The sequence below is a fragment of the Patulibacter sp. genome (assembly GCF_030655195.1).
Classification (GTDB): Bacteria; Actinomycetota; Thermoleophilia; order Solirubrobacterales; family Solirubrobacteraceae; genus Patulibacter.
Genome location: NZ_JAURWA010000172.1, coordinates 1 through 26,146, shown reverse-complemented (window position 1 = coordinate 26,146; position 26,146 = coordinate 1). Strand labels below are relative to the sequence as shown.

The window sequence follows — 26,146 nt, the reverse complement described above, 5'->3', positions numbered from 1 at the left end:
CCGGGAGCCTCGCACCGCCGCCCGGCCGCGTGCCCCGCGGTCACCCCCACGCACCCTCCCCCGCGCACCGCGCCCTCCGTCGCGGTCGGTCACCGGCACCGGTCCGCCGCGACCGACCGGTGCACCCGCACCTTGCGCGCAGGCGCCCGACGTGGAAGGAATGGAGGATGGTCCCCCGCCTCACGCCCCTCCGTCCCCGCACCGCCGGTCCCCCGCTGGCCGCCGGGGCGCTGCTCGCCCTCCTCGCCCTGGCCCCGGCCGCCCACGCCGACGAGCCCGCGGTCGCCCTGGGCACCGGCGGCGCCGTCGCTTCCGTCGACCGCGAGGCCACGCAGGCCGGCATCCGCACCCTCCGCCGTGGCGGCAACGCCGTCGACGCCGCCGTGGCCACCGCTGCGGCGCTCGGCGTGACCGAGCCGTACTCCGCCGGCATCGGCGGCGGGGGCTACATGGTGCTCTGGGACGCGAAGCGCCGGCGGGCGGTGACCATCGACGGGCGCGAGACCGCGCCGGGCCGGATGCGCGCGGACTCCTTCGTCGACCCCGCCACCGGCGAGGCCCGGCCGTTCGACGATCTCGTCACCAGCGGCCTCTCGGTCGGCGTCCCCGGCACCCCGGCGCTGTGGTCCGAGGCCACACGCCGATACGGCCGCCAGACCCTCGCGAGCAACCTCGGACCCGCCGCGGCGCTCGCCGCCCGCGGGTTCCGGGTCGACAAGACGTTCCGCGACCAGACGCAGCAGAACCGCGAGCGGTTCTCCCGGTTTCCCGCCACCCGCAAGCTGTTCCTCCCCGGCGGTCGGCCCGCGCCGGTCGGCGCGACCATGCGCAACCCCGACCTGGCCGACACCTACCGGCTGCTGGCGAAGGAGGGCACCTCCGCGCTCTACCGCGGCGCCCTCGGACGCGACGTGGTCCGGACCTCGCGCAGCCCGGAGACCCGCGGCGCACCCGTGCCCAAGGGACTGATGACCACGAAGGACCTGCGGGACTACGACGTCCGCCGGCGCGGCGCGGTGCGCAGCACCTTCCGCGGCCTCGACGTGCTCGGCATGCCGCCCTCGTCCTCCGGCGGCATCGCGGTCGCCGAGGCGCTGAACATCGTCGAGGCGCTCGGCACCGCCGCCGCCGACGAGACGCAGCGGCTGCACCGCTACCTCGAGGCCAGCCGACTGGCCTTCGCGGACCGCAACCGCTGGGTCGGCGACGACACCCGCGAGGTCGTGCCGCGCGGTCGTCTGATCTCGAAGCCGTTCGCCCGCAGCCGCGCCTGCCTCGTCTCCCCCACCGCGTCGTTGGCGAACCCCGCGACCGCCGGGGATCCGTCGAACCCCACGTGCGGCTCGGTCGCCCCGCAGGGCGGCGCGTCGGACCGCGAGGGCGAGTCGACCACGCACCTCGTCGCGTCGGACCGCTGGGGCAACGTCGTCTCCTACACGCTGACGATCGAGCAGACCGGCGGCAGCGGCATCGTCGTGCCGGGCCGCGGGTTCCTGCTCAACAACGAGCTGACCGACTTCGACGCCGAGCCCGGCCCCGGACTGACCGCCGAGACCGACCCCAACCTGCCGGGCCCCGGCAAGCGGCCCCGCAGTTCGATGAGCCCGACGATCGTCCTGAAGGGCGGTCGGCCGTTCCTCGCCATCGGCAGCCCCGGGGGCGCGACGATCATCACGACCGTGCTGCAGACGCTGCTGAACCGCCTCGACGGCGGGATGAGCCTGCCGCAGGCCGTCGAGGCGCCGCGGCTCTCGCAGCGCAACGCGGCCACCACGGAGGCCGAGCCGGCCTTCCTGACCTCCCCGCTGCGGGGACCGCTGGAGGCGATCGGCCACCGCTTCGTCGAGGCGCCGCCGACGCTCTCGCCCGACCCCGAGATCGGCGCCGTGGCCGCCCTGGAGCGGGCCTCCGGCGGCGCCTGGCAGGCGGTCGCTGAGCCGACGCGACGCGGCGGCGGGTCCGCCGCGGTGGTGACGCCCCGGCGCTGAGCGGGGCGGGTGCGGTCGCGGGGCGGGCCGCCGGGCGCCGCGCGTATCCTCGGCGACCGATGCCGCCCGCCCGTCGCCGTCCCGCCAAGAAGATCGTCGAGACCCCCGTCGAGCAGCAGCCCGGCGAGACCCTGATCTGGACCGACGGCGCGTGCAAGGGCAACCCCGGTCCGGGCGGCTGGGGCGCGATCGTCGTGCCTCCGGCCGAGTCCCACCTCGAGGCCGTCGAGCTCTCCGGCGGGGAGCCGCAGACGACGAACAACCGGATGGAGTACTCCGCCGCCCTCTTCGGCCTGCGGTCGCTCCCCGACGGGTCGACGGTCTGCATCGTCACCGACTCGCAGCTCATGCTGAACTCGATGACCCAGTGGATCACCGGCTGGAAGCGCAAGGGCTGGAAGACCGCCGGCGGCGACCCGGTGAAGAACCAGGACCTCGTCAAGGCGCTGGACGAGGAGATCGGCCGCCACGCCCAGGTCCGCTGGCACTGGGTCCGCGGGCACGAGACCGGGGCCGAGCACGCCCACAAGGCGTTCAACGACCGCGCCGACCAGCTCGCGGTCGCCGCGGCCGCCCAGCAGGCGTAGGGGCCGGCGCCGCCGGGCGTCCGCACCGCCCGCAGGCGATCGACGACGTCCCCGGGCGCGGCCGGGCCGCTCCGTCGCTCAGTCCGGGACGGTCACCGCCTGCAGCGCCTCGCGGCCGTCCCCCACGATCGGCTCGCCGTGCGCGAACAGCAGGTGGGCGAAGCGCTCGTCCAGGAGGCGCGTCGCCGCGAGCCGCAGGCCCTTCTTGACGGCGTCGGGATCCTCGCCCAGGAGGCCGTCGGGCATGAACCCGACCCGGCCGCCATCGTTGAGGAAGCCGTCCGCGAACGACAGCGCCCCGTCGCCGACGTCGATCCGCAGCGCCGTCTCCTCGGGCGTGATCGACCCGACCTCGAGCGCCGTGATCCCGGGCGCGACCTCGTCGCCGAACGCGAACGTCGACGGCGCGACGTCGAGGTCGGAGAACGTCGCCGTGCCCTTCTCGTGCACGTGGACGCTGCACCCGAACGCGTCGACGAGCCTCGGGACGTCCCGGACGTGATGGCGGTTGGTCAGGACGATCCGCTCCGGGCGGACGATCCGCTCGATCCCGTCGAGCCCCTCGTCCGGCAGGAGCGGGTCGATCAGCGTCGCCGAGGGGACGACGAGGTACGAGGACACGCGCTGCCCGATGTTCGGGTGCTGGGCGGTCCAGTGGACGATGCCGTCGGTGATCTCACGCATGGGACTCGCCTACCCGACCACCGGGTCGGGACACGGCGGGCCGTCGCCGGGACCCGTGAGGCGGCCGCGGGACGCGCCGGCACCGACGCAGCGACCCGCGTACGCTCGACGCGTGTCCCCCACGCGTCCCGTCCCCCGCACCCCCCGACCGCGGTCCCGGCCAGGCCGTGCCGCGCTCCGCCCCGGCCTGGCGGCCCTCGTGACCGCCGTCGCGCTCGGCGTCCCCGCGTCGGCGTCGGCCGGCCCGCTGCTGCCCGCCGGCACCTTCGACCCGGCCGCGCCGTCCTCGTACTACCCGCAGCTGCTGGACACGCCGCTCAAGGGCAGCAACGCGATGCAGGGCTTCGCGTTCGACGAGCAGGCCCAGCAGATCTACGTCCTGCAGACGGTGACCGGCGAGAAGGAGCAGGGCAACCTCTGGCTCAACCGCCTCACGTACTCGGGCAAGCTCGTCGACTCGATGAAGCTCGAGGGCTTCGGGCACGGCGTGTCGATGGGCCTGCACGACCACGGCGGCGCGGTCTGGGTCTTCGTCGAGTCCGAGTCGAAGTCCTCGGGCGGCGAGGACGGCAAGGGCAGCCGCGTGGCGCGCGTCGTCTACCACGGCGGCACCACGGTGCGGTCCGGCACGTCCGCCGCGCTCGACGTCACCCCGCCCGGGACCGCGAACAACGCGCCGCGGCCCACCGTCGACCCGGTGACCGGCCAGCTCGTCGTCCGCTACGGCGAGCGCCCCGGGGTGTGGGGCTTCAAGCGCGTCCCGATCGAGGACGCGGTCGTCGGGCGCTGGGACCGCCTCGTGACCCTCGGCACCACGCCGACGAAGGGCGAGCCCCGTCCGGGGAACACGAGCGAGGAGGTCGTCTCGCAGGGCTACGCGTTCGCCGGCGAGACCGCCTACCTCTACTACGGCGACTCCTACGACCACGTGGGCAAGCCCGGCGACGCGTACGTGCGGTTCGTCCCGATGCGTGCGACGAAGCTCGTGCGCGGGACCATCGGCGGCGTCAAGGTGCTGCCCGACATGTCGTTCCGCGAGCCGGAGGGCATCGCCGTGCAGGTCAACCCGGGCGGGCCGCCGCGCCTCGTCTTCGGCCTGGCCAGCGACCCGGTCACGAAGCCCGACGAGACGAGGCGCTTCGCGAACTTCGCCTATCAGGAGGGGTTCCTCCCCGGACCGGTGCCCGAGCCCGAGCCCGCCCCGGAGCCCGTGCCCGCCCCCGCTCCCGCGCCTCCGCCCGTGGCGGCGCCCGCCCCGGCGGCGACGATCGTCCTGCGGGCCAAGCGGGTCAACCGCAACCGCGTCGTGCGCACCCGGCGGATCCCGATCAGCATCGGTGGGGCCGACGTCGCGGCCGAGGTCCGCGTCTACGCGAAGTTCGGCCGGCGGCTGTCCCGGATCTACCGCGCGACGCGCACCGTCCGCACCGCGCAGCGCACCGTCACCCTGCGGATCTCGAGGGCGCAGGCGCGCAGGCTGCGCCGGTCGAGCGGCCGCGTGCGGCTGACGATCAGCGCCCGCGTCGCCGGCCAGCCGACGAAGCGGCGCCACGTGACCATCCCGCGCCGCCGCTGAGGGCGGGCGGCGCCCCGACGGCGCCGTCAGCCGTCCGCCTCGCCCCGCCGCTTCGGAGCCCGGCCCTCCGGCTGCAACGGCCGGCGCAGATCGGTCGGGGCCGGGGCGATCGGCCGGCGCTCCTCCTGCCCGGGCCGCAGGTCGAACGGCTCGCCCCAGTGCGAGAGCGGGACGAACGGCGCGTCGTCGCCCTCGCGGTGGTCGTCGGGCTCGAGCTCGTCGAGCCGGTAGCACGCCTCGTCGGGCGTGATCTCGACGCAGAGCCGCAGACCCCGCCAGACGATCGGGAACGCGAGGCGCGGCAGGCGCTCGGGCAGCCGCGGGGAGAACTCGAGCCGGTCGCCGTGGTCGCGCAGCCCGCCGAACCCGGAGGTGATCGCGGTGATCGCCCCCGCGAGGGACGCGATGTGCAGCCCGTTGCCGGAGTCGCCTCGCAGGTCGCGCAGGTCGGTCAGGGTCGCCTCGGCGAGGTAGTCGTGGGCGAGCTCGAGGTGCCCGACCTCGGCCGCGATCACCGCCTGGACCCCGGCCGACAGCGACGAGTCGCGGACCGTGATGCTCTCGTAGTACTCGAAGTCCCGGCGCTTCTGCTCGAGCGTGAACGCGTCGCCGCGCCGGAACAGCGCCAGCACGAGGTCCGCCTGCTTGACGACCTGCGTGCGGTAGAGGGCGAAGTACGGGTGCGACAGCAGCAGCGGGTAGTCCTCCTGCGGCGTGCCCTCGAAGTCCCACCGGGCGTGCTGGAGGAAGTCCTGGTCCTGCGGGTGGACGCCGAGCCGCTCGTCGTAGGGCACGTGCATCGCGTGGGCGGCCGTGCGCCACGCCGCGATCTCCTCGTCGCGGACCCCGAGCTCCCGGCCGACGTCGGCGTGCCGCTCGACGGCGTCGGCCGCCGCGAGCAGGTTCGACTGGGCCATGAGGTTGGTGTAGACGTTGTCGTCGACCAGGGCGGAGTACTCGTCCGGCCCCGTCACCCCGTCGATCCGGAAGCCGCCGTCGTGGGCGTGGTGGCCGAGGCTGGCCCACAGCCGGGCGGTCTCGACGAGCAGCTCGGCGCCGTAGGAGCGCTCGAAGTCCCGGTCGTCGGTGGCGACGACGTAGCGCCGGACGGCGTCGGCGATCGCGGCGTTGACGTGGAACGCCGCCGTGCCGGCGGGCCAGTAGCCCGAGCACTCCTCGCCGTGGATCGTCCGCCACGGGAACGCCGCGCCCCGCAGCCCCAGCAGCCGTGCGCGCTCTCGGGCCTGCCCGAGCGTGTCGTGCCGCCAGCGCAGCGCCTGGCGCACCAGGTCGGGGCGCGCGTAGGTCAGGACCGGCAGGACGAACGCCTCGGTGTCCCAGAACGCGTGCCCGTCGTAGCCCGAGCCCGTCAGGCCCTTGCCGGGGATCGGCTGCGTCTCGGCCCGCGCCGCGGACTGCAGCATCTGGAACAGGGCGAAGCGCACGCCCTGCTGCACCTCCGGGTCGCCCTCCAGCTCGATGTCGGCCACCCGCCACCAGGCGTCGAGGCTGCGTCGCTGCCGGGCCAGGAGACCGTCGAACCCCTCGGCCAGCGCGCTCTCCAGGCTCGCGTCGACCTGGTCGCGCAGCCACTCCACCGACTGCTGCGAGGACCAGTGGTACGAGAGGTACTTCGTCAGCACCAGCGGCTTGCCGGGCTCCAGGAGCGCGGACACCGTGACGCGGCCCAGGTCGTCGTCGACCTGCGTCAGCGACCGGGGGTGGTCGTCGACCTCGATCTCGTGGTCCATGCCGACCGCCAGGGCGATCCGGCTCTCGCGCGTGCGGTGGGCGAGCACCACCCGGTGGTCGTGGCTGGTGGAGAGGCACGGCTCGAGCACGTCGGCGAGCTCCGAGGCGGAGCGCGGGTCGACGCTCGCACGCTCCTGGGGCGCCTGGTTGGCGAGCAGGTTGGACTGCACGGCGACGCGCAGCGGCTCGCCGTCGTCGACCTCCACCTCGTACCGGATGACGGCGACGCTGCGCTGCTCGAACGAGACGAGGCGGCGGGAGCGCACGCGGACGGAGCGCCCGGCCTGCGAGGTCCAGCGCAGCGTCCGCTCCAGGACGCCGGTGCGGAAGTCGAGGTGGCGCTCGTGCTCGTCGAGGCTGCCGCGGTGGACGTCGAGCGGCTCGTCCTCGACGAGCAGCCGGATGATCTTGCCGTCCGTGACGTCGACCACCGCCTGTCCGTCCTCCGGGAACCCGTAGCCGATCTCGCCGTACTCGAGCGGGTAGGACTCGTAGACGCCGCCCAGGTAGGTGCCGCTCGCCCCGCGCGGCTCGCCCTCGTCGAGGTTGCCGCGCAGGCCGAGGTGGCCGTTGGCCAGCGCGAAGACCGACTCCGTCTCGGCGATCAGGTCGAGGTCCAGCCGCTTCTCCCGCACGCCCCACGGCTCGACCGGGAAGACGTCGTGGCCGATCATGCGAGCTCCGCGAGGTCGGCGACGACGAGGCCGGCGCCGTGCTCGCGCAGCGCGTCGGCGTGCCCGACGCGGTCGACGCCGACCACCAGCCCGAAGTGCCCGTCGCGGCCGGCCTGCACCCCGGAGAGCGCGTCCTCGAAGACCGCGGCGTCGGCGGGGGCGACGCCCAGGTTCTCCGCCGCGGCGAGGAACGTGTCCGGCGCCGGCTTGCCCTTCAGCCCGCGCGAGGCCAGCGACGTCCCGTCGACGATCGCCGCGAACCGCCCCAGCGCGCCCGCGGCCTCCAGCACGTGACGGGTGTTGGCGCTCGACGAGACGACCGCGTACGGGACGCCCTCGGCGTCCAAGGCGTCGAGCAGGACGACGGTCCCCGGGTAGAGCTCCACCCCCTCCCGGTCGATCAACGGGCCGACGCGGTCGTTCTTGGCGGTGGCGATGCCGGTGACCGACGCGACGTCCGGACCGTCGTCGGCCGTGCCCTCGGGGAGCTCGATCCCGCGGGAGGCCAGGAACGCCCGGACGCCGTCCTCGCGGGGCAGCCCGTCGACGTGCGCCTCGTAGTCCGCCCGGGCGTCGAACGGCCGCAGGTCCTCGTCCGGACCGTGCTCCGCGCCGGCGCGGGCGGTGAGGAACGCGTCGAAGGCGTCCTTCCACGCGGCGGCGTGGATCCGCGCCGTGTCGGTCAGCACGCCGTCCATGTCGAACAGGCACGCGCGGACCGCATCGGGCAGCTGGGTCATGGGACGAGCCTGTCACACGGCCCGGCCAGGGCGGACCGGAGCACGCCCGCCGGCGCACCACCGGCCGATGCGGCCCAGGAATGCCCGCTCCAAGCGGGTTTCGGCGCCGCATGCGTGGCAACGCGCCAACTGTCGGGCACCCGAACATTCCGCTGGTAGCGTTCTGCGATTGCGTAGGGCGCCCGAAGTTCGGATGCCCTCTCGCCCGACCTCATGCTGACCCTCGCCGCCCTCCCCACCGTCCAGTTCGTGATCGGGCTCCGAGAGGGCGTGGAGGCGTCGCTGATCGTCGGCATCGTCGCCGCCTTCCTCGTCCAGGAGGGACGGCGCGACGCCCTGAAGCTCATGTGGATCGGGGTCGCCGCGGCGATCACCGTCTGCATCGGCATCGCCGCCGTGCTGCAGATCGTCGACGAGGCCCTGCCGCAGAAGCAGCAGGAGCAGCTCGAGACCGTCATCGCCGCGGTCGCCGTCGTGATGGTCACCGGCATGATCCTGTGGATGCGCAAGCACGCGCGGTCGATGGGCGGCGAGCTGCGCGCCAGCGCGGCGACCGCCCTGGCCGCCGGCTCGGCCTGGGGCCTGATCGCCATGGCCTTCCTGGCCGTGCTGCGCGAGGGCATCGAGACCGCGTTCTTCCTGCTGGCGACCTTCCAGTCCGAGTCGACGCAGATCTCCACGCTGAGCGCCTCGATCGGCGCCGTCCTCGGCGTCCTGATCGCCGTGCTGATCGGCTGGGGCATCTTCCGCGGCGGGGTCAAGCTGAACCTCGCGCGGTTCTTCCGCGTCACGGCCGTCTTCCTCGTGATCATCGCCGCCGGCCTGGTGGCCGGCGCGTTCCATACCGGCCACGAGGCCGGCTGGGTCAACTTCGGGCAGGGCCAGGCGTTCGACCTGACCTGGCTCGTCAAGCCCGACGCCGACAACGTGCTCTCCGGGCTGCTGACCGGGCTCTTCGGCCTGCAGCCCTACCCGCGTCACATCGAGCTGATCGGCTGGCTGGTCTACGCCGTGCCGATGCTCGCCTTCGTCCTCTGGCCCGCGGGCAGCCCGCGCGCCAGCACCCCGCCCCGCACCGAGTCCGAGGTCACCGCATGACCCGCAACACCGCCCGTCCCGGCGTCCGTTCACTCGCCCTCGCCGCCGCCGCGACCGCCTCGCTCGGCCTCGTCGCCTGCGGCGGTGACGACGCCGGAGGCGCCGCGGGCGCCGACGCCACCAACCTCAAGGTCGAGCTCACCGACGCCGGCTGCACCCCGAACGCGCTGACGGCCGAGGCAGGCAAGGTCCGCTTCGAGGCCGTCAACAACGGCACCTCGAAGACCACCGAGGTCGAGCTGAAGAACGCCGACGGGATCATCCTCGGCGAGCGGGAGAACCTGACCCCGGGCCTCTCGGGCGACTTCTCGCTGCAGCTCGACGCCGGCGACTACGTCGTCTACTGCGCCACCCCCGGCGACACGTCCCGCACCCCCGGCAAGCTGACCGTGACCGGCGCGAAGGCCGCGAAGGGCCCGACCGACCCCGCGCTGACGAAGGCCGTCGCGTCGTACAACGCCTACGTCCAGGACCAGTCCGACGAGCTCGTCGAGCGGGTCGGGGCGTTCGCCGCCGCGCTGCGCGCCGGCGACACGCAGAAGGCGAAGGACCTCTTCGGCCCCGCCCGCCTGCCGTACGAGCGGATCGAGCCCGTCGCCGAGGCGTTCGGCGACCTCGACCCGAAGATCGACGCCCGCGTCAACGACGTCGCCGACGCCGACGAGTGGACCGGCTTCCACAAGATCGAGCAGATCCTCTGGACGAAGGACACGACGAAGGGCACCGCGACGTTCGCGAAGCAGCTCGTGAAGGACGTCGCCACGCTCGACTCGCGGATCAAGGACATCGACCTGCAGGCCGCGCAGCTGGCCAACGGCTCGCTCGAGCTGCTCAACGAGGTCTCCTCCGGCAAGATCACCGGCGAGGAGGACCGCTACTCGCACACCGACCTCTCCGACTTCCAGGGCAACCTCGACGGCTCGAAGAAGGCGTTCGACCTGCTGAAGCCCGCCCTGGTGGCGCGCAAGCAGCAGGCCCTGATCGACGAGATCGAGCCGCGCTTCGCCGCCGTGCAGAAGGGCCTGGACGAGTACAAGCGCGACACGCCGCTGGGCTTCGCCCTCTACGACGAGCTGACGGACGCGGACCGCAAGGCGTTCGCCACCCAGATCAACGCCCTGGCCGACCCGCTGTCCCTCGTCGCCGGCAAGGTGCTGGAGTAGCCCCATGGCCGGTCGGCGCGACGAGACGGGGACCCCGGACGGGACGGACGCTCCGCGGCGCGGCATGACGCGCCGCCGCGCGCTCCTGACCGGCGGCGGGCTGCTCGGCATCGCCGCCGCCGGCGGCGCGGGCTACGCGACGGGCCAGGCGGAGGCCGACGCGGGCTCCGGCGCCGCGGACGTCGTCCCGTTCCACGGCGAGCACCAGGCCGGCATCGCCACCCCCGCGCAGGACCGCATCGTCTTCGGGTCCTTCGACCTGACGATCGAGACCGCCGCGGAGCTGCGCGACCTGCTGCGCGAGTGGACCCGCGCCGCGGAGCTGATGTGCGCCGGTCGCCCCACCGGGACCGTCGCCGGGCACCCGGAGCTCCCGCCCGAGGACACCGGCGAGGCCGCCGGCCTGGCGCCCGCCCAGCTGACGATCACCTTCGGCTTCGGGCCCGACGTCTTCGAGCGGGACGGGAAGGACCGCTTCGGCCTGCGCGCGCGGCGTCCGAGCGCACTGAAGCCGCTGGGCGACCTGCCCGGCGACCAGCTGGACCCCGACCGCACCGGTGGCGACCTCTGCGTCCAGGCGTGCTCGAACGACCCGCAGGTCGCCTTCCACGCGGTGCGCAACCTGGCCCGCATCGCGTTCGGGTCCGCCACGCTGCGCTGGACCCAGCTGGGCTTCGGCCGCACGTCGTCGACCACCCGGTCGCAGGCCACCCCGCGCAACCTCATGGGGTTCAAGGACGGGACGAACAACCTCCGCGCCGAGGACACCAGGGGCATGGACCGCTTCGTCTGGGTCGGGCGCGAGGAGCCGCAGACGTGGTTCCGCGGCGGCTCGTACCTCGTCGCCCGCCGGATCCGGATGTTCATCGAGACCTGGGACCGCGACCGCCTGGCCGACCAGGAGGCCGTCTTCGGCCGCACCAAGGTCTCGGGCGCCCCGCTGACCGGGAAGGCCGAGTTCGACGAGGTCGACCTCGACATCAAGGGCAGCGACGGCATCACGGTGATCCCGCCCGACGCCCACATCCGCCTGGCCTCCCCCGCGGTCAACGACGGCCAGCACATCCTGCGCCGCGGGTACTCCTACACCGACGGCATCGACAGCCGGACGGGCCAGCTCGACGCGGGTCTGTTCTTCGTCGCCTTCCAGCAGGACCCGCACCGCCAGTTCGTCGCGATCCAGCGCAAGCTCGGGGTCGGCGACGCGCTGATGGAGTACATCCAGCACACCGGCAGCGGCCTCTTCGCGGTGCCTCCGGGCGTCCGGCCGGGCGGCTTCGTCGGCGAGGGCCTCTTCCGCGGCTGAGCGGGCCGGGCGGGCCGCCGACGGCCGGACGCGACGCGTCGGCGTCGGCGCCCCGGGCGACGGGGCGGCGCCCGGCGCACCGCCACGACCGTCGTCCGGTCGGGTCGGTTGTACCCGCCAAGGGTCGCGCGGCCCCGGGGGCGTCCCTGCCCGTATCCTGCGCGGTCATGTCGTCCTCGCCCCCCGGTCCTGCAGCTCCGGTCGCCGCGCGTCTTCGCGGCGTCGCGAGCTCGCCGGTACGCGAGATCCTGGCGCTGACCGAGAAGCCCGGCGTCCTCTCGTTCGCCGGCGGCCTGCCGGCCCCCGAGCTGTTCGACCAGGCGGGCATCGCCGCCGCGTTCGCCGCGGCGCTCGAGCCGGGCAGCGCCGAGCGCTCCCTGCAGTACTCGACCACCGAGGGGGACCCCGAGCTGCGCCGACGCGTCGCGGACCGGCTGAGCCTGCGCGGTCTGCCGACCGGTCCCGAGGACCTGCTGATCACGAGCGGCTCGCAGCAGGCGCTGACCCTCATCGCGACGGTGTTCCTCGAGCCGGGGGACCGGATCCTCGTCGAGGACCCCAGCTACCTGGCCGCGCTGCAGGCGTTCCAGCTGGCCGGCGCGGTGCCGATCCCCGTGCCGTGCGACGAGGACGGGATCGACCCCGCGGCCGTCGAACGCCTCGTCGCCGAGCACCGGCCGAAGCTGCTCTACGTCGTCCCGACGTTCCACAACCCGACGGGCCGGACGCTCAGCGAGGCCCGCCGGGTCGAGCTCGCCGCGGTCCTCGAGCGGACGGGCCTCTGGGCCATCGAGGACGACCCGTACGGCGAGCTGCGCTACGCCGGGGAGCCGTCGACGCCGCTGGCCGCCATCCCCGGCGCCGCGGAGCGCACCCTGGCGCTGTCCACGCTGTCGAAGGTGGCGGCCCCCGGCCTGCGGATCGGCTGGGTGCGGTGCCCCGCGGCGCTGCGCACCCCCCTGACGATCGCCAAGCAGGCGGCCGACCTGCACTCCTCCACCGTCGACCAGGCCGCAACCGCGCTCTGGCTGGCCCACGTCGACCTCGACGCCCACCTCGACCGGCTGCGCGAGGTCTACGGCGAGCGGCGGGACGCGATGCTCGAGCTGCTGCCGGAGACGCTGCCGGAGGGCTCGACGTTCAACCGGCCCGAGGGCGGCATGTTCGTGTGGGCGCGCCTGCCGGAGGGCATGGACGCCACCGCGCTGCTGCCGCGGGCGATCGAGCGGCAGGTCGCCTACGTGCCCGGCGCGCCGTTCTACGCGACGACGCCGGACCCGCGCACGCTGCGGCTGTCGTTCACGACCCACAGCCCGGCGGAGATCCGCACGGGCCTGGGGCGCCTGCGCGGCGCGCTCGCGGACGCCTGACGCCCGCGGCGGGGCGGCGGCCCCGTCCCGGGGCCGGCGCCCCGCCCTCAGAGCGCCGGGATCTGGTCCGGCCGGGCGGTCCGTACGAACAGCGCCTGACCGGGGTACAGCCCGAGCTCGGCGGCCCTGCCCCGGGTCGTCTGGGCGGTGACCCGCTCCCCCGCCTCGTCGAGCAGCTCGACGCGGACCTCGAAGCCCAGGTGCACGACGCGCTCGATGATCACGGCCACCCCGTCGTCGATCTTCTCGTGCGACAGCACCAGGTCGTGGGGCCGGACGACCTCGCCGCGCAGCGTGGCGGTGGGCCCGAGGAACGACATCACGAACTCGGTCTGCGGCGTGTCGTAGAGCTCCCGGGGCGAGCCGACCTGCTCGATGCGGCCCTCGCTCATCACGGCGATCCGGTCGGCGACGTCCATCGCCTCCTCCTGGTCGTGCGTGACCAGGACGGTGGTGACGTGGACGTCGTCGTGCAGCCGGCGCAGCCAGGTGCGCAGGTCCTCGCGGACCTTCGCGTCCAGTGCGCCGAACGGCTCGTCGAGCAGCAGCACCTGCGGCTCGACCGCCAGGGCGCGGGCCAGGGCCATGCGCTGGCGCTGGCCGCCGGAGAGCTGCGACGGGTAGCGCGTCTGGTACCCGGCGAGGCCGACGATCTCGAGCAGCTCGTCGACCCGCCTGGCGATCTCGTCCTTGCCCCGCTTGCGGATCTTCAGACCGAAGGCGACGTTGTCGCGCACGGTCATGTGCTTGAACGCCGCGTAGTGCTGGAAGACGAACCCGATCCCGCGCTTCTGCGGCGAGGTGTGGGTGACGTCCTCCCCCGAGATCACGACGGCGCCGGAGTCCGGCACCTCGAGTCCGGCGATCACCCGCAGGAGGGTCGACTTGCCCGACCCCGACGGCCCCAGCAGCGCGGTCAGGGACCCGTCGGGGATCTCGATGGAGACGTCGCGCAGCGCGTGGAAGTCCCCGTAGTGCTTCTCGACGTTCTCGGCGGCGATCATGCGCGCTTGCTCCTGTACTCGAAGAGGGACATGAGGATCAGGGCGACGAGCGCGAAGCCCATCAGCACCGTCGCGGCCGCGTAGCTGCCGGGGAGGTTGAGGTCCTCGAAGCGGTTGGCCACGAGGAGGGTCAGGGTCTCGGACTCGCCGGATGCGCCGGCCGAGACGACCGACACCGCCCCGAACTCGCCGAGTGCCCGGGCGATCGTCAGGACGATGCCGTAGGCCAGGCCCCAGCGGATCGACGGGAGCGTGATCCGCCAGAACGTCTGCCAGCGGTCGGCGCCCAGCGTGGAGGCGGCCTGCTCCTGCTCGTTGCCGATCTCGTGCAGCACCGGCTCGACCTCGCGGACGACGAACGGCAGCGTCACGAAGATCGTCGCCAGGACCATTCCCGGCAGCGAGAAGATGATCTGGAAGCCGGCGTCGGCGACCCCGCCGAACCACCCGTCGGTGCCCCAGAGCAGGATGAGCGAGACGCCGACGATCACCGGCGAGACCGCGAAGGGCAGGTCGACGATCGCCTGCACGATCCCCCGCCCGCGGAACCGGCCTCGGACGAGGGCGAGGGCGACGAAGACGCCGAAGACGACGTTCAGCGGCACGACGATCGCGACGATCTCGAGCGTCAGGCTGATCGCGGAGATCGACGCCGGGGTCGAGATCTGGTCCCAGAACGCGCCGATCCCGTCCTCGAAGGTCCGGTACAGGATCAGCCCGACCGGCAGCACCAGGAGCAGGCCCAGGTAGACCAGCGCGACGGTGCGCAGCGCGATCCGCGGCCCGCGATCAACCTTCATTGCGCGTCCTCCACCAGGTGAACAGCCGGAGCAGCAGCAGCACCGCGAAGGTGATGAGCAGCAGGGTGACCGACATGGCGGCGGCCGCGGCGGGCCGGTCCGTCTCGATGCGGTCGAAGATGTACTGCGAGGCGACCTGGTTGCGCGGCGTGTTGCCCGAGATCAGGACGACGGAGCCGTACTCGCCGACCGCACGGGCGAACGCCAGGCCGGCGCCGGAGACGAGCGCCGGCAGGAGCGCTGGCAGGATGATCAGCCGGAAGATCGTCAGGTTGCCCGCGCCGAGCGACGCGGCGGCCTCCTCGGCCTCCTTCTCCACCTCGAGCAGCACGGGCTGCACGCTGCGCACGACGAACGGCAGCGTCACGAAGAGCAGCGCGATGCCGATGGCCCAGTGGGTCGCGAAGAGGTCGAGGCCGACCGGGCTGTTCTGCCCGATCAGGGTCAGCAGGACGATCGACGCCACGACCGTCGGCAGCGCGAACGGCAGGTCGATCAGGGCGTTGACCAGCGCCTTGCCGCGGAACTCGTCGCGGACCAGGACCCACGCGATCAGTGTGCCCATGACCGCGTTGATCACCGTGACGACGATCGAGACGATGAGCGTCAGCTGCAGCGCCCGCGTGGCCGGCGGCGAGGTGATCGCCTCCCAGAACGCGGGCAGCCCGCCGTCGAGCGACTTCGCGACGACGGCGGCCAGCGGCAGCAGGACGATGATCGAGAGCCACAGGGTGGCGACGCCGAGCCCGAGGGGCCCGACGCCGCCGGCGTCCGCACGCGCCCGTCGACGGCTCCGCGCACGGGGCCTCGGGGTCGACGGGTCCGCGGGCGTGCGCCCGTCGGGCCCGTCGCCGCCGGCGACCTCAGTCGCCGGTCGAGGCACCGGCGTCCTCGTAGAGCTTGGCGATGTCGCCCTTGTCCGGGTCGAACAGCGTGTCGTTCAGCTTCGACCAGCCGCCGAGCTGCTCGACGGTGTAGAGCGTCTTCGGCGCCGGGTACCTGTCCGCGAACTCCTTGGCGACGTCGGGCAGCACGGGCCGGAAGCCGGCCTCGCCCCAGAGCTTCTGGCCCTCGGCCGAGAAGTTGAAGTCGGCGAACGCCTTGGCCTGCTCGGGGAACTTCGAGGTCTTCAGGACCGCGAAGGGGTTCTCGATGCGGATGGTGTTCGGCGGCGTGACGTGCTCGATGCCCGCCTCCGGCTGGTTCTTCTCGATGTTCAGCGCCTCGTTCTCGTACGAGAGCAGCGCGTCGGCCTTGCCCTGCAGGAAGGTCTGCGTGGCCTCGCGGCCGGACTTCGGCTGGGTCTTGATGTTCTTCAGCAGCTCGCCGACGAACTTCAGGCCCGCGGCCTTGTCCTTGCCGACGTTCGAGTACTGCGCGTAGGGGGCCAGCAGGTTCCACTTGGCCGAGCCGGAGGAGAACACGTTGGGCGTCACGACCTCGACGCCCGGCTTGACCAGGTCGGACCAGTCCTTGATGCCCTTGGGGTTGCCCTTGCGGACGACGATCGTGACGACCGAGCTGGAGACGATGCCCTTCTCCGCGTTGCTCGTGTTCCAGTCCTCCGCGACCTTGCCGGAGTCCACCAGGCGCGTGACGTCGGGCGTCAGCGAGAAGTTGACGAGGTCGGCGGGCTGGCCGGCCTCGACCGCGCGGCTCTGGTCGCCCGAGGCGCCGTAGGACTGCGAGAACGTGACGCCCTTGCCGGCCTCGGTCTTCTGGAACGCCGGGATGATCTTGTCGAAGCCGACCTTCGGGACGGCGTAGGCGACGAGCGAGAGCTTCGTCTGCGCGCCGCTCGAGGACGACGAGGACTCGCCGCCGCCGACCTCGTCGGAGGCGCCGCCGCAGCCGGCGAGGACCGCGGACGCCGCGAGGGCGGCGAAGACTGGAAGTCGGGTCGTCAGACGCATGGAGATCGCTTTCGTGAGGACGGTCCAGGGAGGAAACCCTGATCGAGTTTGCGCATATTAGGCGATGGCGCGCCATAACGCCCCAACCCGGATCGGGAATAGGTCACACGTCCGGGACGCCCCCGGCCGCGGGGGCGCGGTCAGTGCTCGCGCATGCCGTCGAGCCAGCGCCCGATGGCCCGCCCGGCGGGGCCAGCGCCGTCCAGCAGCGGGTCGGCGTCGGCGGCGAACCGCCGGAGGACCTCGGCCAGCCGGCGCTCGTCGGCCGTCAGCGCGCCGTCGAACGACGGGTCCAGCAGGTGCCCGAGCGGGTCGACCGAGAGCATGCCGAGCAGGTCGAGCGCGATCTCCAGCCGGCGAGCCGCGGGCGCGGTGCCGGCCCGCCCCTCGCCGTCCTCGGCCCGCCGCGTGGAGACGACGTCCAGCTGGCCCGTCCACAGCTCGGCCGTGACCGTCTGCCGCGACGGCGACAGGCTCGTCGCGTAGGCCCCCGTGCGCCCGATCCCCGAGCCCTCGTGCAGCACCTGCCGCACGTCGTGGGCGATCCGGTGGAACGTCTCGTCGCTGAGTCCGAAGCCGACGAAGAGCATGTGCCGGGTCAGCAGCAACGACTGGACGATGCCCGCCAGGGCGTTGCGCTCCGCACCGAACCGCAGGTAGTCGTCGCGGGTCAGGACGACGCCGTGCAGGTGCCCGTCGCGGACGGTGCCGTGGAGCTTGACGATCCAGTGCTCCGCCCCCGTCTGGCCGTCGAACGGCAGCTGGGCGACGCGATCGGCGCCGGCGTCCCGCCACGCGCGCTCGAAGAGGTCGTCCCAGTTCGTCGACGCGGCCTCGCGCACCGGGAGCGACGCGAGCAGCTGGTGCTGGAGCGCCACCCGGGAGGCGGACGTCAGGCGCTGGAGCAGGATGCGCTCGAGCTCGCCGACGCCGAGACGGCTCTGGATCAGGGCGGCGCGATCGCGCAGGTCGACGCGGTCCAGGGCGGCCCGGTCGGACTCCATGCCGGCCTGGGCGATCAGCTCGTCCAGCAGCCCCACCCACGAGGGCAGCCCGGCACCCATGCTGACGCCGGCCCCGACGAACGGGACCAGGCGCCCGGCGCGCGCGTGGCCGGCCAGGACCTCGATGCGCCCCGACAGGTCGGCCCCCAGGCCGGCGAAGAGCGCGTCGCCCACGCCGGTCGCGGCCCGCGCGCGCTGCGCGGCGGCGTAGTGCTCGTGGTCGAAGCAGACGAGGACGACGTCCGGGCCCTCCTCCGCCGACAGGGTGCCCAGCGCCGCCTCGATCTGTCCTGCGAGCACGGCCCCGCGCACGTCTCGTCCCCCGCCTGCGCCGACCCCGACGGTCGGCAGGGCCACCAGGGCGCGGGACCGCGGCTGCTCGAGGGTCCGCGTCGGACGGGCCTCCACGCCGTCGGCCATCGCGCTGACGCGGGCGATCGCCACGGACGCGGCCTGCGCGCACGCGGCCACGTCACCGTGGGCCACCGCCGTGTCGCAGGCGATCACGCCGGGATCGTCGGCGGACGGCGCCCGCAGGACCGCCGCGCCGGTCTCGGACAGGTCGCGTCGTGCGGCGTCGTCGAGCCGGCCGCCGTACGCGTCGGCTCGCCCGCGGCCGAGGCGCTCGAGCTCGGCGACCCACGGCGGCGTGACCGTCCCCTCGCGGTCCGTGGGCAGCACCCAGGCGTCGCAGTGCAGGTGCGTCAGGTCGCCGCGCGTGACGAACAGGTGGCGGCCGGGCGACATGTCCGTCAAGAGGTATCAGGCGCCCGCCGGTCGAGGCGTGACCGGGGGGTGGCCGTCGGCCCGCGTCGCTCATGGGGCCCGTGGGGCGAGGCCGGAGAGCACGCCTGCCACGAGCCGGTCGGCGTACTCGTCCTCGAGCGGCCCCGTCCGGAGGAGCCAGCGGTGGAAGGGCGGGCCGAAGAGGAGCTCGACCGCGACCTCCACGTCGGCGTCCGGCGCCAGCTGCCCGACCTGCCGGGCCCGATCGAGGCGATCCGCGGTCGCCTCCATCTGCGGACGCAGCAGCCGGGTGACGAGCTCTCCGGCGAGCGACTCGTCCGCCTGGATCTCCGCGGTGACGGCCCGGTTGGTGCGATCCGTCGCGGGGTCCGCCAGCTCGGCCACCACGGCGCGCAGGACCGCCTGGAGATCGGCCCGCAGATCGCCGGTGTCCGGCAGAGCCGTCCCGCGCTCCGCGTCCGAGCCGCGGTCGAGGATCGCGTCGAAGAGCACCGCGCCCTTGGACGGCCACCACCGGTAGATCGTCTGCTTGCCGACCCCGGCCCGGGCCGCTATCGCCTCGACGGTCACGGCTGCGTACCCGACCTCGGCCGTCAATGCGGTCGTGGCGTCGAGGATCGACCTGCGTGCCCGGGCGCTGCGCCGGGCCGGATCGGGTGGGGCCGCCATGATCGGAGCGTAGAAGACGGCGAGACGCCACGTCTCGTCATCGGTCCGATCGCGCTACGCTCGAACCACGAGACGCTGCGTCTCGCCAACGTTCGAAGGAGGATCCGATGCCCGCCACACCCACGACACAGCCCCGCGTCTGGTTCGTCACCGGCGCCGGTCGGGGCCTCGGGCGCGCGTTCGTCGCCGCCGCCCTCGACCGCGGCGATCGGGTGATCGGCACCGTCCGGTCCGCGGACGCGCTGGCCGATCTGCAGGGACGTCACGCGGATCGGCTGCGGGTCCTGCAGCTCGACGTCCGCGGTCGCGACGCCGTGCGCCGGGTCGTCGACGAGGCCGCCGGCGTGTTCGGACGCCTCGACGTGGTCGTCAACAACGCCGGGTACGGGCTCGTCGGGGCGACGGAGGAGCTGTCGGAGGACGACGCCCGCGACCACGTCGACACCAACCTGCTCGGTCCCCTCTGGGTCACCCAGGCGGCACTGCCCCACATGCGTGCGCAGGGATCCGGGGAACTCGTCCAGATCAGCACGGTCGGGGCGGTCGGGTCGATGCCGTTGCTGGGGCTCTACAACGCCGGCAAGTGGGGGCTCGAGGGCTTCTCCGAGGCACTGGCCGGCGAGGTCGCCGCGTTCGGGGTCCGCGTCACGATCGCGCAGCTCGGCGGGTTCGACACCGATTGGGGCACGACGAGCATGCGCTTCGCGGACCCGCAGGGCACGTACGACGGACTGCGGGAGTCGCTGTTCGGGACGGCCGAGGTCCCCTGGCCGCCGACGGCCGAGGACCCGCACCCGCTCGAGGCACCGCCCGGCCGTGCAGCCGCCGCGCTCCTCGAGCACCTCGACCGCGGGGACGACCGCCCGCTGCGACTGCTCGTCGGCGACAACGCCCCCGGCCACGTCGCGCTGGCGCTCGACCGGCGCCGCGAGGACTACTCCCGCGACGCCCGGTTCTCGTGGCCCGCGGATCCGGGCTCCGCATCACCCGGCCCCGCGGGCTGACCGTCGGCGTCGGAGGACACCGGGACGCCGCCCGTTCCACCCCCGGCCCCGAACTCCGTCGCCGCGTGGCCCGTCGGCGCGGCGGAGCCCGTCAGGTCGAGCGTGGGGCGGTCGGTCGGGTCGTCGCCCTGGACCGCGTCGCCGCCGCCGCGGGCGTCCCCGGCGATCATCAGGCGCTCGCGGAGGGTGGCGGTCTCCTCGGGTGTGGGGTCCCACGCGGAGGGGTCGGGCAGGTCGGCCAGGCCGTCGAGGCCGAAGAGCTTGAGGAACAGGCCGGTCGTGCGGTAGAGGACGGCGCCGAACTGCGACCGCCCGGCCTCCTCGATCATCCCCCGCTCCGTCAGCGTGTTGCAGGCGGAGTCGGCCGCGACGCCGCGGATCCGGGTGATCTCGGGCCGGCTGACGGGCTGCAGATAGGCGACGATCGCCAGCGTCTCGGCCTGCGCGGGCGTCAGCGGCGGGGTGCGCGGCGCGGCCAGCAGCCGCCGGGCCGCGGGCTCGGTCTCCGGGGCCGAGGAGAGCAGGAAGCCGCCGCCGAGCTCGCGCAGCAGCAGCCCGCGGCGTCCGGGCGCGAAGACGCGGCGCAGCTCCTCGAGCGCGACCGCGACCTCCTCCGGACCGGTGTCGCAGGCCAGGGCCAGGTCGTCGAGGCGCACCGGCTCGGACGAGAGGAACAGCAACGACTCGACCTGCGACGCCAGGCCGGACTGCTCGGGCGGCAGGGGTGCGGTCGGTTCGGCGGCCTCGAGGACCGACACCTCGTCCGGCAGCTCCTCCGCGGTGGAGTCGACCACCAGGTCGGGGTCGTCGTGCCGGTCGCTCACGTCGACACCGGCTCGCGGACAGCGGCGGACCAGCGTGCTGCACCCGGGGCGACGCCGGCCACGTGGATCTCGGCGAACGGCTCGACCTGGGTCCAGTCGGCCTCGCCCTGCTTGTACATCTCGAGCAGGGCCCAGAGGGTCACCGCGACGGTCGTGCGGTCCGCGTCGCCGACGGCCTCGGTGAAGGTGAACGAGCCGCGGCGCAGCAGCGTCCGCAGGTGCGCGAGGCGCTCGGGCAGGCTGACGCGCTGCAGCGTGACGTGGTGCAGGTCGACCCGGGGCGGCAGGCGGAGCAGGCCGCCGATCGCCTTGCCCAGACGCGCCGGGCTGTGGACGGCGATCGCGTCCTGCTCCGTGAACCGGCGCAGGTGCCGCGGCAGCGGGGCGGACCGGAAGCGCTTGCCGTCCTCGCCCTGCAGGCGCTCGGCGAGATGGTCGGCGGCGTGGCGGTAGCGGCGGGCCTGGAGCATGCGCTCCATCAGCTCCTCCGCGGCCTCCTCCGGCTGCAGGTCGCCGAGCTCGTCGTCCTCGTCGCGGGGCAGCAGCAGCCGCGACTTCAGCTCGAGCAGCGACGCGATCAGGACGAGGAACTCCGTCGCGACCTCGAGATCGAGCTCGCCGCGAGTCTCGAGGTGGTCGAGGTAGGTGAGGACGACGTCCGCGAGGTCGACCTCGAGCAGGTCGACCTCCTCCTTGAGGATCAGCGTGAGCAGCAGGTCGAACGGCCCGCTGAAGACCTCCAGGTCGAGCTCGAGACCCGCGACGTAGGCGGTCGCGCGCATCGCGGGAACCGTAGCGGCGGCACCGGTCGGCGGACGGTCCGCGGCCCGGCGGCGACCGCGCGGGTCGGCCGGACGTGGCGACGAGACCCCGGGGACCCGGAACCCTGGTGTTGCCGCCCGGGCAACATCTGGTCGCCGAACTGGCAACGGTGTACGGTGCACGTCGTGTCACAGGCCCTGCAGCGCGGACTCGCCATCCTCGAGACCCTCGACGACCGGTCCGTGGGGGTCCGCGAGCTCGCGCGTCGCCTCGGGATCGACAAGGGGGCGCTCTCGCGGACCCTCGCGCTCCTGGCCCGGGAGGGCTGGGCCGTCCGCGACGCCGGCGGATACCGGCTGGGGCCGCGGGCCCACGCGCTCGGGGCCACCGGCGGCAGCCGGGAGGCCGTCGCCCGGGCGGCGCGGATCGCGCACGTGGTCAGCGGCCTCACCGGTGCCTCGGTCTTCGTGATGCAGCTCGCGGGCGTCCGGCCGCTCCTGGCCGCCACGACGCCCGGCCCCGACGCGCCGTCCGCCGACGGCTGGGACCCGCCGACCGCGCTCTGGGCGACGGCCGGCGGGATCGCCCTGCTGGCGCAGCTGCCGCCGGACGAGGTCGATCCGTTCGTGGCCGAGGACCCCTGGCCCCGCTTCAGCGCGGCGAGCCCGGAAGGCCCGGACGAGGTACGCGACCTGGTCGCCGCCGTCCGGTCCGGCGCCGCGGCGCGTGAGGTCGCCTGGTCGCACCCCGCCGCCGCGTGCATCGCGGTGCCGTGGCCGTCCCTGGAGCCCGGCGTGCCCTCCGTCGTCGCGCTGACCGGGAACGCCCCGCTCGTCACGGCCAACGACGCGGCCCTCGAGGACCTGCTGCGCCGCGTCGTGCGTCCGGGCACGACCCCGGAGGAGCTCGCCGGCGACGGCCTCGCCCTCGTCCGACCCGCCACGACAGGCTCCTGATGCGCCCCTCCCGCCCCCTCCCCGTCCGACGCCCATCCCGCCTGCGCCCCACCCGCCGCCCACTCCGCGGGCGTCCATCCCGCCTGCGGCCCGCGGCGGTCCTCACCGCACTGGGGCTGCTCGCGGTCCCGGCGGTCGCCGACGCCCGCCCGACCGCATCGACGCCCGGGTTCGACGGGTCGACGAAGCGGCTGACGACCAAGGCCCCGCCGCTGCCCCTCCCCAGGCGCGTGACCCTGGCCACGAACGGCGCGGCGCCGCACGCGGTCGTCGACGACGCCGGGACGGCCTACGTCACCTGGCGGATCGCGGACGGCGGCCCCGGCGGCGAGGACGCGGTCGGGTTCTGCCGCCTGCCCCGCGGCGCCGCCGCGTGCGACAACCCGGCCCCGACGCGGGTGCTCGTGCCGGAGAAGGCCTACGACGCCGACGACGGCCCGAACCTCAACAAGGAGCTCAGCGACGGGCCGTTCCCGGTCATCGTCAACACCCAGCTCGTCGTCCTGACCAGCCGCTACCCGACGCGCTACGCGCTGCCCGACGGCTCCGGCACGACCGACCGCGCCACGGTCCTCCTGGTCTCCCTCGACGGCGGGACGTCGTTCAGCTCCGGCGGCCCGGCCGGCACGGGCGTCGCGGTCGACGCCCAGCCGGTCGCGTTCGGCAGCGCGTCCTCTCCGAGGATCGCGGCGCTCTCCTCCCAGCGCGAGGGCGGGACCTTCGTGCAGGCGCTGACCCCAGGGGCGTTCACCGCCGGCCGCGTCGACCTCGGATCCCCGGCCGCCCCGGGCGAGCGGGCCCAGCTCGCGACGCTGCCCGGAGGCGGCGTCGCGGCGGTGCTCGTGACGGGTCCGGGCCGGTTCGCCGTCCGGCGCTTCGACGGTCAGGGCGACCCGAACGACGCGTCGCGGTGGACGGTCGCCGGCACGTTCCAGGGCTACGCCCCGACGCTGGCCGCGGGCCCCGGCGGACGCCTCTTCGTCGCCTCGCGCCCGTCCGCGGACGTCGGCGTCTACGGGGTGACGGAGGTCGGCGGCAAGGCCCGCGGCACGGTTCAGCCGACCTCGGCGACGGTCGCCCGCATGGTCGGCCGCGGCGGCGCGCTCAGCGCCCTGGTGCTCGACCGCGGCGACACCCGCGACGCGCCGAAGGGCCACAAGGGCCTCTACGCCCGCCGCAGCGCGAGCGGCGACGGCGTCTTCGCGGGCGAGCAGCGCCTGACCACCAGCGCCGCCGAGATCGAGGACCTCGCGTTCGACGTTGCGCCCGACGGCGGCGGATTCGCCGTCTGGACGCCCGCGGGATCGCAGACCGCCGGCGAGATCCGCGGGCTGTTCTTCGGTCCGCTGACCCGCAGCCCCGGGGCCGGCCTCCCGACGACGATCCCCGGCAGCGTCACCGGCGGGGGCAACGTCACCGCCGCCGACTGCCGGCGCCGGGAGTTCGCCCGCGTCAAGGCCATGGTGGAGACCGGGTGCTTCCTCACCGGCGTGCGCGACGGCCGGTCCGTCGCCGTCGCCGAGGGACCGATCCGCGTCAACGGCCTGCGGGTCGTCCCGCTGGGCGGCACGCAGCTGGTGATCGATCCGGCGGACAAGGAGCTCTACACGGCCGGCAGCGGCAGCGCCCGCGTGGAGATCCCGGTGGCCGGGTCGAGCCCGATCGTCCTGTGGGAGGGAGGACTGCGCCAGAAGCTCGTCGCGGGCCCCGGCGGCAGGCTGTTCGCCTTCGACGTCGCCCGCTTCCCGGTGCGCGTCAAGGGCTTCCCCGTGGTCGGCGCGCTCGAGCCGCGGATCGACGGCGACGGCTCGAGCGTCACCCTCGCGCTGCGGCTCCCGACCGGGTTCGGCGACGCGACGGGGCAGGCGACGCTGAAGATCGACCCCGAGAGCGGGTTGCGGCTCGACAGCCTGTCGTTGCAGGCCGACCGCATCCTCGTCCCACCGGTCTCGATCGACGACCTCTCCCTGACCTGGACCGCCGAGGGCGACCGCTGGGTCGGCGGGGCGAAGATCACCCTTCCCGGCGGCGCCTCGCTGCGCTTCGAGGTGATCGTCGCGGACGGGAAGCTCGTGTCGGTCCGGGCGAGCTACGTCCCGACCTTCCCCGGCATCGGCCTCTACCCCCAGGTGTTCCTGCACCGCATCGACGCCGGCTTCGGGCTCTCCCCGCTGAAGCTCTCGGGCGGCGCGGGGATCGGGGTCGTCCCGATCGCGCCGCCGACGAGCGCCGGGCAGTCCGGCAGCTACCTCTTCGACGTGGACGGCTCGCTGACGGCGACCTTCGGCAGCCCGTTCGTGCTCGAGGCGAAGGGCGACCTGCGCATCCTCTCGACGCTCGACGTCGCGGCGGCGCGGTTCGAGTTCTCGACGGCCGGCTACGCGAAGATCGCGGCCGAGGTCGGGGTCTTCAAACAGACGAAGCCCTTCCTCTTCCTGGGCGCGAAGCTCGACATCTACGCCGGCAAGCTCGGGGCGCAGGGCGAGGCCGCTGGGACGGCGTGCGCCCTCGGGAAGTGCGTCGAGGTCGGCAAGGTCGTCGTCTCGAACAAGGGCATGGGGGGCTGCGCGAAGATCCCGCTGCCGTACTGGAAGCCCCCGTTCTACGAGCTCGTCGAGGGCAGTGCGACGTACGTCTGGGGCGACGGGTTCCCCGAATTCGACAGCGGTTGCGACCTGCGGAGCGTCACGATCGCCGGCACCAGGCAGGTCGGCGGCCCGACCCGTCTGGCGATCCCGGCCGGGACGACGCGGGCGACGATCAACGTCGGCGCCGCGGGCACGGCACCCGCGGTCGACCTGATCGATCCCGCCGGCCGCACGATCCAGCCCGAGGCCGACGGCGACACGATCGCGACCGCCGCGACCGCGGCGACCGGCTCGCGGATCGTCGTCCTCGGCGACCCCGCCGCCGGCACGTGGCAGGTCGTGCCCCGCGCCGGGTCGCCGGCCTTCACCTCGGTCTCCGCGACCGTTCCGGCGCCCGCGCCGAAGGTCACCGCGAAGGTCGGGCGTGCGCGCGGCACCACCCGCTCGATCACCTACCGGCTGGACGCGATCCCCGACGAGACGGTGCGCTTCGTCGAGCGGACCCGGCGCGGATCGGTCGTGCTCTCGCCCGGCGGACGCCGCGGCACCGTCCGGTTCACCCCCAACGCCCTGGTCCCGGGCCGCCACGAGATCGAGGCGCAGGTCCTCCAGGACGGCATCGTCAAGCGCGTCGTGCGGGTCGGCTCGTTCGTGCAGCGGACGCTGCGCGTCGGCACGCCGAGGCGGGTGACGGTCCGCCGGCGCGGGGCGCGGCTGGAGGTCCGCTTCAGGCCCGGCGGTGCGGTCCGCCACGCCGTGCTCGTGCGCTACGCCGACGGGGCGCGCGAGACGACGGTCGTCCGGGCCGGTCGCTCGTCCGTGCGCGTGCGGGCGCCGCGCAGAACCGTGCGAGGGGGCCGGACGACCGTGAGCGTGCGCGCGATCGCGCCGTCCGGGCGGCTGGGCCGGCCGGCGCGGGCGACGCTGCGGCGCTGAC

At 74.3% G+C, this 26,146-nt stretch carries 21 protein-coding genes; 10 read left to right on the top strand and 11 right to left on the bottom strand.

Features of this window, described 5'->3' with window-relative positions; all coding sequences use genetic code 11:
* Positions 1-167 precede the first annotated feature (167 nt).
* Entirely contained in the window at positions 168-1,988 is a 1,821-nt protein-coding gene (gene ggt / locus Q7T67_RS18525; RefSeq protein ID WP_304793291.1) for a gamma-glutamyltransferase, read from the top strand.
* 59 nt (positions 1,989-2,047) lie between these two features.
* Positions 2,048-2,575 (top strand): ribonuclease H, encoded by a 528-nt coding sequence (locus Q7T67_RS18520; RefSeq protein ID WP_304793288.1) that lies wholly within the window; start codon positions 2,048-2,050, stop codon positions 2,573-2,575.
* 78 nt (positions 2,576-2,653) lie between these two features.
* On the opposite strand, the gene Q7T67_RS18515 is transcribed toward Q7T67_RS18520, so the two are convergent.
* On the bottom strand, positions 2,654-3,259 hold the full coding sequence (locus Q7T67_RS18515; RefSeq protein WP_304793285.1) for a hypothetical protein: 606 nt from the start codon (positions 3,257-3,259) through the stop codon (positions 2,654-2,656).
* A gap of 112 nt (positions 3,260-3,371) precedes the next feature.
* Between Q7T67_RS18515 and Q7T67_RS18510 the strand changes: the two genes are divergently transcribed.
* Complete coding sequence (locus tag Q7T67_RS18510; protein ID WP_304793282.1) at positions 3,372-4,835, top strand: hypothetical protein; 1,464 nt, start codon at positions 3,372-3,374, stop codon at positions 4,833-4,835.
* Between the two features lie 26 nt (positions 4,836-4,861).
* Here Q7T67_RS18510 and Q7T67_RS18505 read toward each other — a convergent pair whose 3' ends face one another.
* The gene (locus Q7T67_RS18505) at positions 4,862-7,261 is read right to left on the bottom strand and encodes a glycoside hydrolase family 65 protein (protein ID WP_304793279.1); all 2,400 of its coding nucleotides are present in this window, start codon (positions 7,259-7,261) and stop codon (positions 4,862-4,864) included.
* Positions 7,258-8,001, bottom strand: coding sequence for an HAD family phosphatase (locus tag Q7T67_RS18500; RefSeq protein ID WP_304793276.1), 744 nt, complete (start codon positions 7,999-8,001; stop codon positions 7,258-7,260). The genes Q7T67_RS18505 and Q7T67_RS18500 overlap by 4 nt, the downstream gene beginning before the upstream one ends.
* A 213-nt stretch (positions 8,002-8,214) precedes the next feature.
* Between Q7T67_RS18500 and efeU the strand changes: the two genes are divergently transcribed.
* The 4 genes from efeU to Q7T67_RS18480 all read left to right on the top strand — a co-directional run bounded on the left by efeU (position 8,215) and on the right by Q7T67_RS18480 (position 12,938).
* A complete protein-coding gene (gene efeU, locus Q7T67_RS18495; protein WP_304793273.1) occupies positions 8,215-9,099 on the top strand; it encodes an iron uptake transporter permease EfeU in 885 nt (294 codons plus the stop codon).
* Positions 9,096-10,262: an iron uptake system protein EfeO gene (gene efeO / locus Q7T67_RS18490; RefSeq protein WP_304793270.1), complete on the top strand. Its 1,167-nt coding sequence runs from the start codon at positions 9,096-9,098 to the stop codon at positions 10,260-10,262. Before efeU ends, efeO begins: the two co-directional genes overlap by 4 nt.
* A gap of 64 nt (positions 10,263-10,326) precedes the next feature.
* A complete protein-coding gene (gene efeB / locus Q7T67_RS18485) occupies positions 10,327-11,568 on the top strand; it encodes an iron uptake transporter deferrochelatase/peroxidase subunit (RefSeq protein ID WP_304793267.1) in 1,242 nt (413 codons plus the stop codon).
* Positions 11,569-11,735: 167 nt separating this feature from the next.
* Positions 11,736-12,938: a PLP-dependent aminotransferase family protein gene (locus Q7T67_RS18480; protein ID WP_304793264.1), complete on the top strand. Its 1,203-nt coding sequence runs from the start codon at positions 11,736-11,738 to the stop codon at positions 12,936-12,938.
* Positions 12,939-12,985: 47 nt separating this feature from the next.
* Here Q7T67_RS18480 and Q7T67_RS18475 read toward each other — a convergent pair whose 3' ends face one another.
* The 6 genes from Q7T67_RS18475 to Q7T67_RS18450 form a co-directional block, all read right to left on the bottom strand.
* Entirely contained in the window at positions 12,986-13,942 is a 957-nt protein-coding gene (locus tag Q7T67_RS18475; RefSeq protein WP_304793261.1) for a sulfate/molybdate ABC transporter ATP-binding protein, read from the bottom strand.
* Positions 13,939-14,742, bottom strand: a complete 804-nt coding sequence (gene cysW, locus Q7T67_RS18470; RefSeq protein ID WP_304793258.1) for a sulfate ABC transporter permease subunit CysW — start codon at positions 14,740-14,742, stop codon at positions 13,939-13,941. The genes Q7T67_RS18475 and cysW overlap by 4 nt, the downstream gene beginning before the upstream one ends.
* Positions 14,732-15,625: a sulfate ABC transporter permease subunit CysT gene (cysT, locus tag Q7T67_RS18465; RefSeq protein WP_304793256.1), complete on the bottom strand. Its 894-nt coding sequence runs from the start codon at positions 15,623-15,625 to the stop codon at positions 14,732-14,734. The genes cysW and cysT overlap by 11 nt, the downstream gene beginning before the upstream one ends.
* On the bottom strand, positions 15,606-16,655 hold the full coding sequence (locus Q7T67_RS18460) for a sulfate ABC transporter substrate-binding protein (RefSeq protein ID WP_304793253.1): 1,050 nt from the start codon (positions 16,653-16,655) through the stop codon (positions 15,606-15,608). The genes cysT and Q7T67_RS18460 overlap by 20 nt, the downstream gene beginning before the upstream one ends.
* A gap of 140 nt (positions 16,656-16,795) precedes the next feature.
* Positions 16,796-18,406 carry an SIR2 family protein gene (locus tag Q7T67_RS18455; RefSeq protein ID WP_304793250.1) on the bottom strand — a complete coding sequence of 537 codons (1,611 nt, stop codon included), beginning with the start codon at positions 18,404-18,406 and terminating at the stop codon, positions 16,796-16,798.
* Between the two features lie 69 nt (positions 18,407-18,475).
* Positions 18,476-19,075 carry a TetR/AcrR family transcriptional regulator gene (locus Q7T67_RS18450; protein ID WP_304793247.1) on the bottom strand — a complete coding sequence of 200 codons (600 nt, stop codon included), beginning with the start codon at positions 19,073-19,075 and terminating at the stop codon, positions 18,476-18,478.
* A 107-nt stretch (positions 19,076-19,182) separates the two neighbouring features.
* On the opposite strand from Q7T67_RS18450, the gene Q7T67_RS18445 reads away from it, so the two are divergent.
* On the top strand, positions 19,183-20,079 hold the full coding sequence (locus Q7T67_RS18445; protein ID WP_304793244.1) for an SDR family NAD(P)-dependent oxidoreductase: 897 nt from the start codon (positions 19,183-19,185) through the stop codon (positions 20,077-20,079).
* On the opposite strand, the gene Q7T67_RS18440 is transcribed toward Q7T67_RS18445, so the two are convergent.
* Together Q7T67_RS18440 and Q7T67_RS18435 are read right to left on the bottom strand one after the other, a co-directional pair.
* Positions 20,010-20,903 carry an SMC-Scp complex subunit ScpB gene (locus Q7T67_RS18440; protein WP_304793242.1) on the bottom strand — a complete coding sequence of 298 codons (894 nt, stop codon included), beginning with the start codon at positions 20,901-20,903 and terminating at the stop codon, positions 20,010-20,012. The two genes, Q7T67_RS18445 and Q7T67_RS18440, sit on opposite strands and share 70 nt — an antisense overlap.
* Positions 20,900-21,685 (bottom strand): ScpA family protein, encoded by a 786-nt coding sequence (locus Q7T67_RS18435; RefSeq protein WP_304793239.1) that lies wholly within the window; start codon positions 21,683-21,685, stop codon positions 20,900-20,902. The genes Q7T67_RS18440 and Q7T67_RS18435 overlap by 4 nt, the downstream gene beginning before the upstream one ends.
* A gap of 165 nt (positions 21,686-21,850) precedes the next feature.
* Here Q7T67_RS18435 and Q7T67_RS18430 point away from each other — a divergent pair, with 165 nt between their 5' ends.
* Positions 21,851-22,621 (top strand): IclR family transcriptional regulator, encoded by a 771-nt coding sequence (locus Q7T67_RS18430; RefSeq protein ID WP_304793237.1) that lies wholly within the window; start codon positions 21,851-21,853, stop codon positions 22,619-22,621.
* Entirely contained in the window at positions 22,621-26,145 is a 3,525-nt protein-coding gene (locus Q7T67_RS18425) for a hypothetical protein (RefSeq protein WP_304793235.1), read from the top strand. Before Q7T67_RS18430 ends, Q7T67_RS18425 begins: the two co-directional genes overlap by 1 nt.
* The last annotated feature ends 1 nt before the right edge of the window (position 26,146 follow it).

Coding starts and splice junctions, on each gene's coding strand:
- ggt (WP_304793291.1), top strand. CDS start 168: ATGGTCCCCCGCCTCACGCCCCTCCGTCCCCGCACCGCCGGTCCCCCG.
- Q7T67_RS18520 (WP_304793288.1), top strand. CDS start 2,048: ATGCCGCCCGCCCGTCGCCGTCCCGCCAAGAAGATCGTCGAGACCCCC.
- Q7T67_RS18515 (WP_304793285.1), bottom strand. CDS start 3,259: ATGCGTGAGATCACCGACGGCATCGTCCACTGGACCGCCCAGCACCCG.
- Q7T67_RS18505 (WP_304793279.1), bottom strand. CDS start 7,261: ATGATCGGCCACGACGTCTTCCCGGTCGAGCCGTGGGGCGTGCGGGAG.
- Q7T67_RS18500 (WP_304793276.1), bottom strand. CDS start 8,001: ATGACCCAGCTGCCCGATGCGGTCCGCGCGTGCCTGTTCGACATGGAC.
- efeU (WP_304793273.1), top strand. CDS start 8,215: ATGCTGACCCTCGCCGCCCTCCCCACCGTCCAGTTCGTGATCGGGCTC.
- efeO (WP_304793270.1), top strand. CDS start 9,096: ATGACCCGCAACACCGCCCGTCCCGGCGTCCGTTCACTCGCCCTCGCC.
- efeB (WP_304793267.1), top strand. CDS start 10,327: ATGACGCGCCGCCGCGCGCTCCTGACCGGCGGCGGGCTGCTCGGCATC.
- Q7T67_RS18480 (WP_304793264.1), top strand. CDS start 11,736: ATGTCGTCCTCGCCCCCCGGTCCTGCAGCTCCGGTCGCCGCGCGTCTT.
- Q7T67_RS18475 (WP_304793261.1), bottom strand. CDS start 13,942: ATGATCGCCGCCGAGAACGTCGAGAAGCACTACGGGGACTTCCACGCG.
- cysW (WP_304793258.1), bottom strand. CDS start 14,742: ATGAAGGTTGATCGCGGGCCGCGGATCGCGCTGCGCACCGTCGCGCTG.
- Q7T67_RS18460 (WP_304793253.1), bottom strand. CDS start 16,655: ATGCGTCTGACGACCCGACTTCCAGTCTTCGCCGCCCTCGCGGCGTCC.
- Q7T67_RS18455 (WP_304793250.1), bottom strand. CDS start 18,406: ATGTCGCCCGGCCGCCACCTGTTCGTCACGCGCGGCGACCTGACGCAC.
- Q7T67_RS18450 (WP_304793247.1), bottom strand. CDS start 19,075: ATGGCGGCCCCACCCGATCCGGCCCGGCGCAGCGCCCGGGCACGCAGG.
- Q7T67_RS18445 (WP_304793244.1), top strand. CDS start 19,183: ATGCCCGCCACACCCACGACACAGCCCCGCGTCTGGTTCGTCACCGGC.
- Q7T67_RS18435 (WP_304793239.1), bottom strand. CDS start 21,685: ATGCGCGCGACCGCCTACGTCGCGGGTCTCGAGCTCGACCTGGAGGTC.
- Q7T67_RS18425 (WP_304793235.1), top strand. CDS start 22,621: ATGCGCCCCTCCCGCCCCCTCCCCGTCCGACGCCCATCCCGCCTGCGC.